This is a genomic window from Streptomyces sp. NPDC007157, from assembly GCF_040634235.1.
Classification (GTDB): Bacteria; Actinomycetota; Actinomycetes; order Streptomycetales; family Streptomycetaceae; genus Streptomyces.
On the sequence record NZ_JBEYFE010000024.1, the window covers coordinates 23,809 to 38,888 of the forward strand.

16 protein-coding genes are annotated in these 15,080 nt (G+C 72.6%); 6 read left to right on the forward strand and 10 right to left on the reverse strand.

The genetic code is table 11. The annotated features are described in order from the left end of the window. Window positions 1-9: 9 nt before the first annotated feature. Entirely contained in the window at window positions 10-1,041 is a 1,032-nt protein-coding gene (locus ABZ642_RS34360; protein WP_360491306.1) for an LLM class flavin-dependent oxidoreductase, read from the reverse strand. Between the two features lie 238 nt (window positions 1,042-1,279). Here ABZ642_RS34360 and ABZ642_RS34365 point away from each other — a divergent pair, with 238 nt between their 5' ends. Both ABZ642_RS34365 and ABZ642_RS34370 read left to right on the forward strand, forming a co-directional pair. Next, a complete protein-coding gene (locus tag ABZ642_RS34365; RefSeq protein ID WP_360491309.1) occupies window positions 1,280-2,269 on the forward strand; it encodes a pirin family protein in 990 nt (329 codons plus the stop codon). 28 nt (window positions 2,270-2,297) lie between these two features. After that, window positions 2,298-2,765, forward strand: a complete 468-nt coding sequence (locus ABZ642_RS34370; protein WP_360491312.1) for a MarR family transcriptional regulator — start codon at window positions 2,298-2,300, stop codon at window positions 2,763-2,765. A gap of 311 nt (window positions 2,766-3,076) precedes the next feature. Here the strand turns inward: ABZ642_RS34370 and ABZ642_RS34375 are convergent, their stop codons facing one another. Further along, window positions 3,077-4,435, reverse strand: coding sequence for a nucleobase:cation symporter-2 family protein (locus ABZ642_RS34375; protein ID WP_360491315.1), 1,359 nt, complete (start codon window positions 4,433-4,435; stop codon window positions 3,077-3,079). 126 nt (window positions 4,436-4,561) lie between these two features. Beyond that, entirely contained in the window at window positions 4,562-5,911 is a 1,350-nt protein-coding gene (locus ABZ642_RS34380; protein ID WP_360491318.1) for an FAD-dependent oxidoreductase, read from the reverse strand. A 186-nt stretch (window positions 5,912-6,097) separates the two neighbouring features. Between ABZ642_RS34380 and ABZ642_RS34385 the strand changes: the two genes are divergently transcribed. After that, window positions 6,098-6,664, forward strand: a complete 567-nt coding sequence (locus tag ABZ642_RS34385; RefSeq protein ID WP_360491321.1) for a DUF6214 family protein — start codon at window positions 6,098-6,100, stop codon at window positions 6,662-6,664. A gap of 9 nt (window positions 6,665-6,673) precedes the next feature. Here the strand turns inward: ABZ642_RS34385 and ABZ642_RS34390 are convergent, their stop codons facing one another. From ABZ642_RS34390 to ABZ642_RS34410, 5 genes are all read right to left on the reverse strand, one after another. Beyond that, window positions 6,674-7,336, reverse strand: a complete 663-nt coding sequence (locus ABZ642_RS34390; RefSeq protein WP_360491324.1) for a helix-turn-helix domain-containing protein — start codon at window positions 7,334-7,336, stop codon at window positions 6,674-6,676. Between the two features lie 137 nt (window positions 7,337-7,473). Then, window positions 7,474-8,208 carry an HAD-IA family hydrolase gene (locus ABZ642_RS34395; protein WP_360491327.1) on the reverse strand — a complete coding sequence of 245 codons (735 nt, stop codon included), beginning with the start codon at window positions 8,206-8,208 and terminating at the stop codon, window positions 7,474-7,476. Window positions 8,209-8,344: 136 nt separating this feature from the next. Beyond that, a complete protein-coding gene (locus ABZ642_RS34400; RefSeq protein WP_360491330.1) occupies window positions 8,345-9,013 on the reverse strand; it encodes a phosphatase PAP2 family protein in 669 nt (222 codons plus the stop codon). A 56-nt stretch (window positions 9,014-9,069) separates the two neighbouring features. Continuing rightward, window positions 9,070-10,005, reverse strand: coding sequence for a M56 family metallopeptidase (locus tag ABZ642_RS34405; RefSeq protein ID WP_360491333.1), 936 nt, complete (start codon window positions 10,003-10,005; stop codon window positions 9,070-9,072). Between the two features lie 95 nt (window positions 10,006-10,100). Continuing rightward, window positions 10,101-10,646 (reverse strand): DUF5134 domain-containing protein, encoded by a 546-nt coding sequence (locus ABZ642_RS34410; RefSeq protein WP_360491336.1) that lies wholly within the window; start codon window positions 10,644-10,646, stop codon window positions 10,101-10,103. A 200-nt stretch (window positions 10,647-10,846) separates the two neighbouring features. On the opposite strand from ABZ642_RS34410, the gene ABZ642_RS34415 reads away from it, so the two are divergent. Both ABZ642_RS34415 and ABZ642_RS34420 read left to right on the forward strand, forming a co-directional pair. Beyond that, window positions 10,847-12,502 (forward strand): FUSC family protein, encoded by a 1,656-nt coding sequence (locus ABZ642_RS34415; protein WP_360491339.1) that lies wholly within the window; start codon window positions 10,847-10,849, stop codon window positions 12,500-12,502. Beyond that, window positions 12,499-13,059: a MarR family transcriptional regulator gene (locus ABZ642_RS34420; RefSeq protein WP_360491342.1), complete on the forward strand. Its 561-nt coding sequence runs from the start codon at window positions 12,499-12,501 to the stop codon at window positions 13,057-13,059. Before ABZ642_RS34415 ends, ABZ642_RS34420 begins: the two co-directional genes overlap by 4 nt. Window positions 13,060-13,146: 87 nt before the next feature. Here the strand turns inward: ABZ642_RS34420 and ABZ642_RS34425 are convergent, their stop codons facing one another. Beyond that, a complete protein-coding gene (locus ABZ642_RS34425) occupies window positions 13,147-13,911 on the reverse strand; it encodes a VOC family protein (protein ID WP_360491345.1) in 765 nt (254 codons plus the stop codon). Window positions 13,912-14,008: 97 nt separating this feature from the next. Further along, complete coding sequence (locus tag ABZ642_RS34430) at window positions 14,009-14,401, reverse strand: VOC family protein (RefSeq protein ID WP_360491348.1); 393 nt, start codon at window positions 14,399-14,401, stop codon at window positions 14,009-14,011. Between the two features lie 138 nt (window positions 14,402-14,539). Here ABZ642_RS34430 and ABZ642_RS34435 point away from each other — a divergent pair, with 138 nt between their 5' ends. After that, the gene (locus ABZ642_RS34435; RefSeq protein WP_360491351.1) at window positions 14,540-15,079 is read left to right on the forward strand and encodes an N-acetyltransferase; all 540 of its coding nucleotides are present in this window, start codon (window positions 14,540-14,542) and stop codon (window positions 15,077-15,079) included. The last annotated feature ends 1 nt before the right edge of the window (window position 15,080 follow it).

Below are 15,080 nucleotides of genomic sequence, written 5' to 3' on the forward strand. Positions count from 1 at the left end.
TTCCCGGTGTCAGTCCGCGAGGAGTTCGCGGACCATGGGGATGACCTTCGTGCCGTACAACTCGACGGCGCGCAGGCGAGCGCTGATCGGTTGCGCGCCGTTGGTGTAGATGAGGTCGAAACGGCCGACACCGAGTGCTTTGATCGCGCGGGCCATCTTGCGGGCGACCGTCTCCGGCGATCCGATGTACAGCGAGCCGCTCTCGATCTCGGCCTCGTACTCCGCCTTGCGGACCGGCGCCCAGCCCCGCTGTTTGCCGATGCGGTCCCGGATGACCTTGTAGTGCCGCCAGTGCGCTTCCTTGGCCTCCTCGTCCGTGTCGGCGATGAAGCCGGGCGAGTGCAGGCCGACCGGGTGAGCGGTGGTGCCGAACTGCTCGGTGGCGCGCTGGTAGAGGTCGATGTACGGCGCGAAGCGTTCCGGGGCGCCGCCGATGACGGCGATCATCAGCGGGAAACCGTAGTGGGCGGTGCGGACGACCGACTGGGGCGAACCTCCGACACCGACCCAGGTGCTCAGGTGCCCGGACTCGGTCTTGGGGAAGACGTCGGCGTCCTTGAGCGGTGCCCGCTTGGTGCCGCTCCAGGTGACCGGCTTCTCCTCCAGCAGCTTGGCGAAGAGCTCGATCTTCTCCTCGAACAGCACGTCGTAGTCGGCGAGGTCGTAGCCGAAGAGCGGGAACGACTCGGTGAAGGAGCCGCGGCCCAGGATGACCTCGGCCCGGCCGTTCGAGAGGGCGTCCACGGTCGCGAACCGCTGGAACACCCGGACCGGGTCGTCGGAACTCAGCACGGTCACGCCGGAGGCCAGCCGGATGCGGCTGGTGCGGGTCGCGATGCCGGCGAGGACGGTTTCCGGGGTCGAGATCGCGAACTCCGGGCGGTGATGTTCCCCGAGTGCGATGACGTCGACGCCGATCTCCTCGGCGAGTACGGCCTCGTCGAGGACCTGCCGGATGGCGCGGGCGTCGGAGACCCGGTTGCCGGAGTCGTCTTCCGGCACGTCGCCGAACGTGTCCAGGCCGAAGACGAGATCAGACATGGGTGGGCTCCTTCGTGAGTGGTCGGTTCACCCGCGGGGTGACTCGAATCCCGGGGAATATTTACTTGACGTGTCAATCAAAGTGGGAGGTGTCGCGCGTGCGGCACGGTGCACGGCTTGTCCCGCCGGCCGGTGCTCGCGGTCGAGTCCGGCCTTGGCCGCGGCTCTGTGCGTGTCCGAGCCGCCTTCATGGCATGATAGTTGATACGACAACCAAAGTGTGGGGGAGGTGCTCCTCATGAGCAACGTGGAAACCCGGCCTGCGGAAGTACGGTGCGGTGCCCCGGGTGACGGGAACCGGCCGGCCGGAGGGCCCCGGGTCGGTGTGCTGTCGGCGCGAGAAGTGCCCCTGGGCGGCCCGCGTGCGATGCTCGTGCGTCGGACGCTGCCCCAGCGGGCCCGGACGCTGATCGGGGCCTGGTGCTTCGCCGACCATTACGGCCCCGTCGATGTGACAGCCACGGGCGGCATGGACGTCGCCCCCCATCCGCACACCGGACTGCAGACGGTGAGCTGGCTGTTCAGCGGCGAGATCGAGCATCGTGACAGCCTCGGCACCCATGCCCTGATCCGTCCCGGAGAGATGAACCTCATGACCGGCGGTCACGGCATCGCCCACTCGGAGGTCTCCACCCCGGGCACCACCGTCATCCACGGCGTCCAGCTGTGGGTGGCGCTGCCCGGGCAGCACCGTGCCGCCGATCGGGACTTCCAGCACTACGTGCCGGAACCCGCGCGTGTCGACGGGGCGGAGATCAGGGTCTTCCTGGGCTCGCTCGCCGGCAGCGCATCTCCGGTACGAAGCTTCACCCCACTCCTCGGAGCGGAGGTCGTTCTCGAACCGCGGGCGACGGTCACCCTCACCGTGGCGCCCGACTTCGAACACGGCCTCCTCGTGGACAGCGGGGACGTCCGCCTGATCGACACCGTGCTGCGGCCGGCCGAACTCGGGTACGTCCCTTGCGGCGTGGACACCCTGACGCTGGTGAACGAGTCGGACGGCCCGGCACGGACGATCCTGCTCGGAGGACCTCCCTTCGAGGAGGAGATCGTCATGTGGTGGAACTTCATCGGCCGGAGTCATGACGACATCGTCCGGGCCCGAGCGGACTGGGAGGCGTCCTCCGACCGCTTCGGAGCCGTCGAGGGCTACCCGGGGAGCCGTCTTCCCGCCCCCGCCCTGCCGAACGCCGTCATCACTCCGCGCGGGAATCCAGCGGTTCGATGAAATGTCAACCACGTCTACACTCGGCCTCATGGGCGAGAGGGTGCGTTGGTTGACGGCGGACGAGCAGCACGCGTGGCGGGGCTTCCTCCGGCTGAACGACAGGCTGCGGGGCCGGTTGTCGCGCCTGATGCAGGCGGAGTCGAATGTGTCGGCCGCGGACTTCGGAGTGCTGGTCGAGCTGACGGACACACCGGACGGGCGACGGAGGATCCTGGATCTCGCCCGGGCGCTGGAATGGGAGAAGAGCCGGGTGTCCCATCACATCGCCCGCATGGTGAAGCGCGGGCTGGTCGTTCGGGACGAGTGCGCCGAGGACGGCCGCGGCGCGTTCGTGGTGATCACGGAGGAGGGGCGCGCGGCGATCGAGGCGGCCGCCCCGCGGCACGTGGAGGCGGTGCGCGAACTCTTCCTCGACCATGTCACGCCGGCGGAGCTGCGGATGCTGGCTCAGCTCTCCGACCGCGTGGTGGAGAAGCTGGAGGAGGACCCGAGCTGACCGGGCGGCCCGGGGTGGGCGGCAAGGTGCGAAGGCGTACCCGGGCCTGAGGGCCCATGGACGCGCGGTCGGGGGCGTTCCTCCTGCGGGCGTCCCGCCGTCGAGTGGACCGGGCTGAATCCCGTCAATGAAGTTGACGCATCAACGTGTACCTCCCCTGATCGGGGAGCCGGTGCGCTTCCGGTCCGTACCGCACGACGTCCTGCGCGGGATCGACGGGCGCGGGCCGGCCCCGTGCTCACGACCGACGCCGCCGACGCGTAGGCCGTCCGCGCAAGGGTGAGCGGTCGGCCCGCGCCCAGCCGATCCCGTCAGCTCGCCTTCACCGCCTGCGAGCCCGAACTCGCCCTCACCGGAAGGTGGTTGAAGAGCAGGTTCAGGACGATGGCCGTCAGACAGCCCGCGCTGATACCGCTGTTCATCACCGTCTGGAACCAGTCGGGGAACTTCTCGTAGACCGTCGGCACCCCCACCGGCAGCACCCCGACCGCCACCGAGACGGCCACCACGGTCAGGTTGTTGTTGCCGTTGAAGTCGACGGTCGCGAGCGTGCGCAGGCCGCTGGCCGCGACCGTCCCGAACATCACCAGTCCCGCACCGCCGAGCACCGGAGCCGGTACGGCCGCGACCACCGAGCCCAGCTTGGGCAGCAGACCCAGCAGCACCAGGATGCCGCCGGCCGCCGCGACCACCCAGCGGCTGCGCACCCGGGTCATCCCGACCAGGCCCACGTTCTGCGCGAACGCCGTGTACGGGAACGTGTTGAAGACACCACCCAGGACGGTCGAGAGACCGTCGGCGCGCAGACCGTCGGAGAGGGAGCGCGGCTCGACCTTCCGGCCGGTCATCTCGCCGACCGCGATCAGGTCACCGGTGGTCTCCGTCATGGTGACCAGGGCCACCACCAGCATGGAGACGATCGCGGACGCCTTGAAGGTCGGCGTGCCGAAGTGGAACGGCGTGCTGATGCCCAGCCAGTCCGCGTCGCCGACCCCGCTGAAGTCCGTGAACCCGAAGGGCACCGCGGCCGCGAGGCCGACCGCGATGCCGATCAGGACCGCGATCCGGGCGAGGTAGGCCGGAGCGAACCGCTGGACGCCTATCACCACCGCGAGCACGAAGGCCGCCAGCGCCAGGTTCTTCGGCTCCCCGAAGTCCTTGGCACCGGCGCCGCCCGCCGCCCAGTTACCCGCGACTGGCAGCAGCGAGACCCCGATGATCAGGATCACGGTGCCGGTGACCAGAGGCGGGAAGAAGCGCAGCAGCTTTCCGAAGACCGGGGCCAGGAGCATGATCGCCAGACCCGCGACGATCACCGAGCCGTAGATCGCGGGCAGTCCGCCGCCCGTCGTACCGATGAGGACCATCGGCGACACCGCGGCGAACGTGCAGCCCTGCATGATCGGCAACCGCACGCCGAAGCGCCAGAAGCCGATGCACTGGATGAGCGTCGCGACCCCGCACACCAGCAGGTCGGCGGTGATCAGGTATGCCAGGTCTGCGGGCGACAGCTTCATCGCGCCGCCCACGATCAGCGGGACGGCGACGGCACCCGCGTACATCGCGAGCACGTGCTGCAGGCCGAAGGCGGCCAGTTGCCGTACGGGTGGGATCTCGTCGACGGGATGGACGGAGGAGGGGGCGGGGGCGGGGGCGTCGGTGGTGGACACGGGGACTCCAGAGCGGCGGCGGGGACGACATCCGGTCAGGACCAGACCGTAAGCGGATTGAACAGTTTGTTGATTTCCGCGGTGTTGCCGATACGTGTCCTGCCCACCTGGTCGCGGTCGACTCCGCTACGCCCCCGACCGTGCCGCCGTCAGCAGGGTGTCCCAGTCCGCCAGTTTGACCACGCTGCGGCCGAGCTGGGCGCCGAGTGCCGCCTCGGCCCGCTCGATCGCCTGCCACCCCGACCACGCGACCGGCTCGATGCCCAGCGCGCGCAGCGCCGTGACCGGATCCTCCGGCACCGCCTTGCCGAGCAGCACGGGCGCGTCCGCCAGGAGCGACGTCACCGTCTCCTTGGCGTCCGGCCGGTTGGTGCCGATGACGCCGGTCGGGCCGCGTTTGATCCAGCCGGCCACGTAGACGCCGCCCGGTACCCCGGCGGGGCCGTGCAGGACACGGCCCGCCGTGTGCGGCACGGTGCCGGTCACCGGGTCGAAGGGGAGCCCGTCCAGCGGTACCCCGCGATAGCCCACCGAACGCAGCACCAGCTGCGCGTCGACGGTCTCGTACCGCCCGGTGCCCCGCACCCCGCCGTGCTCGTCCGGCTCCGTCCGCTCGAAGCGCACCGCGCTCACCCGCCCGCCGTCCGCGAGCAGTTCGACCGGGCGCAGGAAGAACCGCAGCCAGATACGGCGCCCCGCACCACGGGCGCCGGCCGTGCCCCAGCCGCGCAGCACCTCCACGTTGCGGCGCTGCGCGGCGGGCAGCGCGGACGGGTCGGCGAAGGCCGGGTCGAGGGCCAACTCGTCCGGATCCACGCGGACTTCGGTGTCCGGCAGGGCGCCCAGCTCGCGCAGTTCCTTGGTGGTGAAGCGGGCCTGGGACGGGCCGCGCCGGCCCACCACGTGGACCTCTCTTATCCGGCTCGCCGCCAGCGCGGTCAGTGCCGCCTGCGGCATGTCGGTCGGGCTCAGTTCCGCCACGCCACGGGCCAGCATCCGGGCCACGTCCACCGCGACATTGCCGACGCCGATGACCACCGCGGAGCGGGCGTCGCGCACGAAACCGGCGTCGATCGCGTCCGGATGCGCGCTGTACCAGGACACGAACTCGGTCGCCGACCAACTGCCCGGCAACTCCTCGCCCGGGATGCCGAGCCGCCGGTCGCCGGCGGCGCCCACGCAGTACACCACCGCGTGGTACAGCTCGCGGAGCCTGTCCACCGGGAGTTCGCCGGGACCGCCGCCGATCCGTACCCCGCCGAGGAACCGGACCCGCTCGTGTTCGAGGACCGTGCGCAGATTGCCCTGCAGCGACTTGATCTTCTCGTGGTCCGGGGCGACGCCGTACCGCACCAGTCCGTACGGGCACGGCAGCCGGTCCAGGACGTCCACGACCACGGTGGGGTCGAGCTGGACGAGGTTCTGGGCGGTGTAGCACCCGCTCGGCCCGGAGCCGACGACGGCGACACGCAACACGGGGAGACTCCTTGCCCGAGGGGCTGGTGCCTCCAGCATCCCACCGGCCCGGTCGCCTCGACAGGGGCCGCTGGGGTGAAGCGGACGCGTGTCCGTCGCCCCGGAGTGTGATCATGAGGTTACGTTTCGTGTGTGCTAGAAGCATCCTTTCTTAATCTTTCTGATCGGCGTGCGGAGGACGGCACGGTGTCCGTGTCGCCGGCCTGGGAGGTGCAGGAGCACACGGGGGCCACGTCCTGGTTCCAGGTCAGGCTGGCCTTCGGCGACGGCGCACAGGTCGACGCGCTCGCCGTGGTGGCCGGGGGGCGGGTGTCGATCGAGGACGTCAAGGCGCGGCCCGCGCTGTCCCTGGCCGATCTGACGGCGCTCGCCGACTGGATCGAGGAGCCGCTGTTCCGGGCGTGCGGCTTGGAGTCGTACGCGGACGAGGAGCCCACCGGGGAGGACTTCGAAGACGGCGCGTACGGCACGGAGGGCACCGAGGGCGCGGCGGGTGTGGAGGGCGCGGAAGATAGGGAGGGCGCGGACGGTGCGGAGGGCGCGGTCGGCCCGCGACGTGCCCGGCCCGCCTGGCCTCGGGGCATCGAGGGGCGGTGGCTGGTCGCCCAGAAATACCGGGCCGCTCAGGAGGAGGGTGTCGACCCCGTCCTCGCCGTGATGTCGGCGACCGGGCACAGCCGCCGACGCTCGCTCCGGCTCATCGCCCAGGCGCGCGACGCGGGCTTTCTGGTACCGCGTCACGCACGCCGCTGACGAGGCCCGTCACTCGGCCCCGGTCCGGTCCTCCGTGGCGAAGAACCGGGACAGGTCCTGCGGCTCCCTCGCGGGCGCGGACTCCGGGGGAACGCCCAGCTCCCAGTCGAGCCCGTAGCGCTCGAACAACTCCGCCCGCAGCACCGGGATCGGCATCGGCACCCCCGGCACCAGCGCCGCGTACACCGCCCCCATCAGCAGGGCGCGCAGCATCGGGTAGTCGGCCGTGACGTCCTGCGAGCCGTACCGGGCGACGGTGTCGCCGAGCAGCTCCGACAGTCGGCGCTGCTCCGGGCACTGCACGAAGCCCTCCGCCTGGAGCAGGCCCGCCATGTGCTGGCGCATCAGCACCGGCCGGTCGCGGGTGAGGCCCAGGATGGCGTCGATGGCCCGGGCCAGCCGCTCCCGGCCGTCCTCCGTGCGCGGCTCGCACTCCAGTCCCTCCTCCAGCGTGCGGTGCATCAGCCGGTGCACGGCGGACTGGACCAGCTGGCGCTTGCCGGGGAAGTAGTACGACACCAGTCCGCGCGCCGACCCGGCCCGATCGGCGATGGCGCCCAGGGTGGTGGCCTCGAAACCGTGCTCGTCGACCAGCTCGACCGCGGCCTGCAGCAGCCGCTCCCGGGAACGCCTCCGCAACTCTTCATTGACCGAGGCGCTGCGAGGGGACATGCTGGAACTCCTGCGTTGACTGGCTGCCAGCCAACTATAATCGACGCGGCGGGCACCGCCCTGTGCGGGGCCTGTTCAGGGCTGCCGTCCGTCCGGGGCGACACGGGGGAGCGTCTCGGGCGGCCGGCGCCGACAGGTCAGGCCTGCGTGGGCGTGGCCGGTCGGCGGGCCACGCCCACCAGGCCGAGCACCGGCAGCAGCGCGTCCGGCCGTTCGGCCGCCGGCAGATGGTCCACGAAGTGCACTTGGCAGCCCAGCGCCGCCGCCCCGCCGTCGGCCGGCCTGCTGTCCCCGACCATCAGCGTCTCGGCGGGCGCGGCTCCGAGCGCCTCCAGGGCCACCGTGAAGAGCCGCGGGTCCGGCTTCTGCACACCGTGTTCGTACGACAGGACATAGGCGTCCACGTACGCGTCGAGCCCGTGGGCACGGAAGACCGGGCGCAGGTCCCAGCCGATGTTGCTGACCACACCGACCGCGATCCCCTGCCGGCGCAGCGTCCGCAGCACCTCGGCGGCGTCCGGGTACGGCGTCCAGGCGTCCGGGGCCATGTGCCGCTCGTACAGCGCCTCGTGCAGGGCCGGGTCCGGCAGCGGCACCCGGCGGGACAGCCCGGTGTACGCGGCCCGGTGCTGCTCCGCGCTCTCGTCGCGCACCGCCCACACCCCGGCCAGTTCCGCGGGCAGTTCCACCGGGTTCGCCCCGCCGGGCTGCGCCCCGGCCACCTCCAGCGCCCGCGCGGCGGCGGCCAACTCCGGGTCGGTGAGCCGCGCTCCGGACTCCGCTTCGGACTCGTCGAGCACTGCCCGCAGCCAGGATTCGGTGGACTCGATACGGAAGAGAGTCCCGGAGAAGTCGAAGAGCACGGCAGCCATGCGCCGGACTTTACCCGGGCCGTTGTCGGGGGCGGGCTGCCGTCGGGGGAGCATGGTTCCGTACCCGGGTCCGCGCCCGGTGCGGCGAGAGTGCGTGCATGGTCTCGCGAGGCCGACGGGAATGGTCGGACAGGTTCTAGTGAGAACGGCCCCGGCCGTCGCGCTCCCACTCGTACGCGACCACCGCCAGTGCCACCACCAGGGCCCCGAGCAGCCAGCCGCCCAGCACGTCCGAGGGCCAGTGGACGCCCAGCCACACCCGGGTCAGGCCGACGCCGACGACCGAGACACCGGCCGCGACCAGGGCCGTACGCCACAGCGCGCCGCCGGTGCCGCAGCGGTGCAGCAGCCACAGCAGCAGGCCGCAGACCACGGTGGCCGTCATGGTGTGCCCGGAGGGGAAGGCCGCGTAGTGGGAAGAGTCGACCGGGTCGGGCCACTGTGGGCGCGGACGGTCGACGGCGATCTTGAGGGACTGCTGGGCGACCGTGCCGAGCGCGCAGGTCACGCCCAGCCACAGGGCGGTCCACCACGCCGAGTGCCGCCACACCAGCCACACCGCGACCCCCGCGCACAGCAGGCGCATGGTCAGCGGGTCCCAGACCCAGTCCGTCAGGATGCGCAGTGCATGGGTGGTGCCGTGGTCCGCGAGGGCCCAGCGATGGGTGGTGTCGGCGATGTCCTCGTCCAGCGCGACCAGCGGAGGCCACTCACCGGCGACGAGGGCGAGCAGCAGCGCCGAGGAGAGGGCGAGGACGGCGGTCGCGAGAAGCGGGGCAGGACGGTCGCTGGGCGGGGGGCGCATGGCGTGATCTTTGCCGAATCATTGCTCGAAGGGCAATTCCCCTGCTGGATACGGCGTTACCCGAGCGCGCGCAGTCCAGGGACGAGCGCCACCAGCACCGGGACCACCGGGACCAGGGCGGCGGTCGCCGTCAGCCGCAGCCGGTGCCGGGCCGGGAGCCGGTCCGGGGCGGTGAGCAACCGGTGGACGCGCTGCGGGACATGGGCGTGCGGCGCCGGACCGGGGCCGAACACGCCGCGGTCCTCGTTGAGTTCGACCAGGGCGAGCGCGGTGGTGAGACGGCCGTGGCGCCGGGACGCCATGTCGTCGGCGGCCAGTTCGACCAGCCGGTGCATCTCGTCGCGGAACGCGGCGAACACCGGTATCTGCGGGAACCCGCCGGCCAGCGCGGCTGAGCAGTGCAGCAGCCAGTCGTGCCGGGCCTGGGCGTGCCCCTGCTCGTGGGCGAGGACCGCGTCCAGCTGACGCCCTTTCAGCCGGCGCAACGCGGCCGTGGTCACGACGAGTCGGGGCGGCGCGCCGGGCAGCCACCAGGCGTCCGAGCGCTCGCCCTCGAGAACCACGAGGCGGTCGGCGGACCTCTCCTCCCCTGGCAACAGTGGTGCCCGGAGCAGGAGTTCGGCCCGTCGCTGCCGGCGTCGGGCCCTGGCCCCCGCGATCTCGCGCACCAGCATCGCCCCGCTCCACAGCCCGGCGCAGGCCAGCGTCACCGCGGTCGTCGCCGCCCAGGGGCCGGTCGCGGCGAGCGGATAGGCGTCCGCCACCCCGCTCGGAGCGGTCGCGAACAGCTGCCCCCGCGCCGCCTGCCAGGCCGCCGCCGCACTCAGTGTCATCGACAGCGCACAGCACAGCAGTACGGCCGCCACCACGCACTGCCAGACCCACAGGGCGACCACCGGCTCCCGGTCCGTCCAGTCGGCCCGGGCGAGCAGCCGGGGACCGGCCACGGCCGTCAGGGTGCCGAGCAGCAGCAGTGCCACGGGGACCATCATGGCCAGCACCCTATGAGCGGGGGACCGCCCAGGGGTACAGCGCATCGCGCCAAAGTGACGCAAGCAACGCGTGTGCCCCGAGTGCCGTCACCGGCTCACAGCCCCAGCAGCATCGCCACCATCCCGATTCCCATCGACAGCCGGCACGCGCGCGCCAACTCGGGCCGGTCGCCCCATCCGGCCGTCCCGCTCCCGGCCGCCGCCACCGCGACCGGAACCAGACGTGCCCCGGACAGCAGGACGTAGCCGGTGAAGTAGAGGAGCAGCAGCCCGGTCACCGCCGGCACTCCGGCGCCGCCGTGGTGGTGGGCGCTGGGGGAGGCCGCCATGACCACCGCCATGTAGACCATCGCGGCCGTTCCCACGAGGTGGTGCAGGTGGTGCGTACTGCCGCGGGCGCTCCACAGGGCACGCAGCGCGGCCGCGCCGAACACCGCCGCGTACAGCGGCCATGCCCAGACCGGCGGGGTGAAGACGGTCGCGGGCACGGCCATCGCGGCCATGCCGAACCCCATCAGCGCCTCGCCGCCCGCGGCGCGCCGCTGTTCCTCGACGGTGCTGCGCATCCGCAGCAGGCAGTAGGCCCCGGTCGCCGCGCACAGCGCGACCAGCAGCCAGCCGGGCGAAGCCGGTCCGTGCACGCGCACCTCCCCGCTCGACGTCGCTTCGAGGAATGCGATGCCCCGCCCGCACGGCGCGCACGCGAGCGCAAGGATGTACACGGGGAGCACTCGGCGGAGCACAGCAGGTGAGGGTGGCCTGTTCGAAACATAGCCGACGGTCGGGCGAGCGGCATGTTCGAGATTGTTTTACGAGTAAAACACATGCTAAATTGATGGGTATGAGCACCGCGACCCCGACCACCCGCCGTCTGCCCCTCGCCGGTGCGCTGCGCCTCGGCCGGCCCTCCGACATCTGGTTCAAACCCGCCCTCAGCGTGGTCGCCGCGGTCGCCCCGCCCAACCTGACCCTGCTCGCCCTGGGCCGTCTCGACCTGGCGATGTACACGATGGCCGGGTCGCTGTGCGCCCTCTACGGCCACAACCGCCCCTACCCCGCCCGCGCCCGCACCCTGGCCCGGGTCGTCCTCGGCATGACCGGCGGCCTGGCCGTCGCCCTGCTCGCCGCCTCGCTCACCACGAACGCGGTCGCCCTGGTCACCGTCGGCGCGCTGCTCGCGGCCGCGCAGAAGGTGCTGTGCGACGCCACCCGGGTCGGTCCGCCCGGGAACGTGGTCCTCACCTTCATCAGCTCCGCCTCCCTGTTCGCCCCGGGGACCCTCGGCCAGGTGCCCGGCCATGCCGGGCTCGCCCTGCTCGCGGGCGCCTGGGCCTGGCTGGTCGGCATGGCACCCGGGCTGCTGCGCCCGCACGGCCCCGAGCGCCGGGCCACCGCCCAGGCCCTGAACGCCACCGCCGCCTGTGCCGCCACCCGCAGTACCGGGGCGGACCACGCCCGGGCCCGGGTCGCCGCGGCCGCCGCCGTGCAGGCCGCCTGGCAGTCCCTGCTCGCCACCGGCGTCCGTGCCGACCGCACCCGCCGTGCCCTCGAACACCTCGTCGTCCGTGCCGAGGTCGCCCTCGCCGCGCCCGCCGACGCCGACCCCGAGCGGCTGCGCGGCTGGGCCCGCGAACTGCGCGGCACCGGACGTGTCCCGCGGGTGGCCGGCGCCGACGACGAACTCCTCGGTGTCGACGCCTCACGCGCCGTACCGCACCGCCCGCTGTGGCGCCGGCTGGGCCCGCTCGCCCCGCTCGCCGCCCGTACCGCGCTCGGCTGCGCCCTCGCCGGATACGCCTCCCTGGCCCTCGGCGTCGGCCGCCCCTACTGGGCGCTGGTCACCGCCGCCTCCCTGTACCAGGCCAACATCACCCTCACCTGGAGCCGTGGCGTCCAGCGCGTCGTCGGCAACCTGCTCGGCGTCCTGGTCTTCGCCGCCGTCGTGCCCCTGACCCGTCTGCACCCGGCCGTCCTGGTGCTGAGCTGCCTCGCCTTCAACTTCGGTGCCGAGGCGCTGATCGGCCGCAACTACTGGCTCGGCAGCGTCTGCGTCACCCCGATGGCGCTGCTCATCACCGAGTTCGCCCGCACCCAGGACTCCGGGCAGCTGATCACCGAGCGGGTCCTGGACACCCTGGTCGGCGCGCTCGTCGGCCTCGTCGCCGCCGTCGTGGTCACCAACCGGCGGGCCGGCGACCGCATCGAAGACGCCCTGACCTCCGTCGAGCGGGCCCGGGAGGAGGCCGCCCGGCTGCTGGCCGGGCCGCACCCGGCCCCGCGCGCCCTCGGGACCGCCCGCCGGACCCTGTCCGCCGCCCTGGCCGAGCTGCGGGCCACGGCCGACGCCGCGACCGGCGAGTGGTGGCAGCGCGCACTGCCCCAGGAGCGGGTCGTGCTCGCCGAGCAGTCCGGACACCGTACGCTCGCCGCGACGGTACGACGCCAGGGGCCGCACTCCTGGGACGGCACGAGGACTACGGAGGACGTACGGCCATGACGGCGACCAACGGACGACCGGCGGCCGGCGGCGACGCGGACGGGGGTACGGGCAGAGACGACACGGTCGCCGCCGTCGTCCGGCAGTGGCAGGCCGTCCATCCCCAGCTGGACACCGGACCCATGGAGGTCATCGGCCGGATCAACCGCTGTGCCGCCCTCCTCCAGCAGGCCGAGGACGCCCCGCTGCGCCGGGCGGGCCTCAGCCGCCCCGAGTTCGACCTGCTCGGCGCATTGCGCCGCACCGGCCACGAACTGACCCCCAGCGAGCTGGCCAAGGAGACCTTCTCCTCCGGCGCCGCCGTCACCAAACGCCTCAAGCAGCTCACCGAGCGGGGCCTGGTCGAGCGGCGCGGCGACGCCCGGGACCGGCGGGTGGCCCACCTCCGCCTCACCGACGCGGGGCGCGACCTGGTCGACGGCATCCTGCCCGAGCAACTCGCCTACGAGACGGCCGTGCTGTCCGTCCTCGCCCCCGACGGACAGGGCGAACTGGCCGGTCTGCTCGCCGAGTTGCTGGGGCGACTGGAGGGCCGGGCAGGCGCGTTGCGGACCTGACCGCGAGCTGCGATTCGGGGCACGGCGACGGCTGGGGCGCCGGCCGGCTTCCGGCGGCCTCCGTGCGCAGCACGGGTGATCCCCGGCTCAGCCCTCCTCCGCCGCCCGGAAGACGCCGAACGCCGCACCCCGCGGATCGGCCAGTACGGCGATGCGCGGGCCGTCCGGCACCGTCATCGGCGCCGCCCGCACGGTTCCGTTCGCCGCCACCGCCACCTCGGCCGTGGCGTCCACGTCCTCGACCGCGAAGTACGGCAGCCAGTGCGGCGGCACCTCGGGCGGGAACCGGTCGCCCATGTCGGCCATCCCACCGAACCGCTGCCCGCCGACGGTGAACTCCGTGTACCACTCGGAGGGCTCCGCGCTCCAGCCGAAGACGGTGCCGTAGAAGCCGCCGGCCCGGACGGTGTCCCGGGTCGCCAGCTCCACCCAGCCCAGCGCGCCGGGCGCGTTGAGCAGCCCGGCACCCGGGAAGGCCCGGGCCTCCCACAACTGGAAGGCCGCGCCGGTGGGGTCGAGGGCGACCGCGAAGCGGCCCACGTCGAAGATGTCCGTCGGTCCGACCACCACCGTGCCGCCGGCCTCCTCCACCAGCCGCGCGGTCGCGTCCGCCTCGGTCACCGCGAACGACACGTTCCACGCGACCGGTTGGGACTCCTGGTACAGCGGGCTGATGGCCGCGACCGCCGCGTCCCCCAGATGCGCCACGGTGTAGCCGCCGGCCTCCTGCCGGGGGTCCGTCTCCGGACGCCAGCCGAACAGCTCCGCGTAGAACCGCTTGGCGCCCTCCAGGTCGTCGGTCCCCAGCTCCGTCCAGCAGGGGCCGCCCGGCACCGGCTTGTCGAACTCCATGGCCACTCCTCCAGGGGTCAGGGGTCGTCCAGGGGGGATCTCTTCTCCGAACGCTAGACCCCGCCACTGACAGCGGCCATCGGACACCAGCGCATCGTCAGATCCCCGGGCGGTACCGCATCGGATGGTCGGCCGGCACCTCCACCAGCACGATCCTGATGCCGTCCGGATCCGCGATCCACAGCTCGACCAGGCCCCACGGCTCCTTCACCGGCGGACGTACGATCCCGACGCCCTTGGCCACCAGTTCCTCGTGTGCCGCGGCGGCGTCCGCGACCTGCAGCCACAGCTGCACGGCGGGGGAGGCGGGGGCGTCCGCGCGCCCGGAGACCTCCAGGAAGCCGCCGCCCAGGAAGTACACCGTGCCCCGCTCGGGGCCCGTGCCGAACTCGCGGTAGACGGGAAGGCCGAGCTGCTCGCCGTAGAAGGCCCGGGAGCGCTCCGGGTCGGTGGGGTGGACGAGGGTCCGACTGCTCAGTACATGCACCATGCGACCGGAGCGTAATGCCGGCCGATGCCTGCACCCCGCATCCGGGAGCCGCCTCCGGGACGACCGGACCGCCGGCCGCCGAGCGGCGGCGTTAGGCTCATGGCCGGCTCAGCCTGCCCGAGATCGGAGAGACCGCCCATGGAGAACGCCGCCGCCGGACTGACCTTCCGCGACGCCACCGACACCGACGTGGACGTGCTGGTCGCGCTGATCGAGTCGGCGTACCGGGGCGACGCCAGCCGGGCCGGCTGGACCACCGAGGCGGACATCCTGGAGGGACAGCGGACCGACCCGGAGGGTGTCCTCGAGGTCATCAAGGCGTCGGACGGCAAGCTGCTCACGGTCGAGCGGGACGGCCGGGTCGTCGCCTGCTGCCAGCTGGAACACCGCGGCACCCACGCCTACTTCGGCATGTTCGCGGTCAGCCCCGCCCTCCAGGGTGCCGGCCTCGGCAAGGTCGTCATCGCCGAGGCGGAGCGCCGGGCCCGGCAGGACTGGGGCGCCACGGAGATGCACATGACCGTGATCTCCGTGCGCGACGACCTGATCGCCTGGTACGAGCGGCGCGGCTACCGCCGTACGGGAGAGATGACGCCGTTCCCGTACGGCGACGAGCGCTTCGGTATCCCACAGCGCACCGACCTGCAGTTCGAGCTGCTGGTCAAGCCCCTGGTGTGAC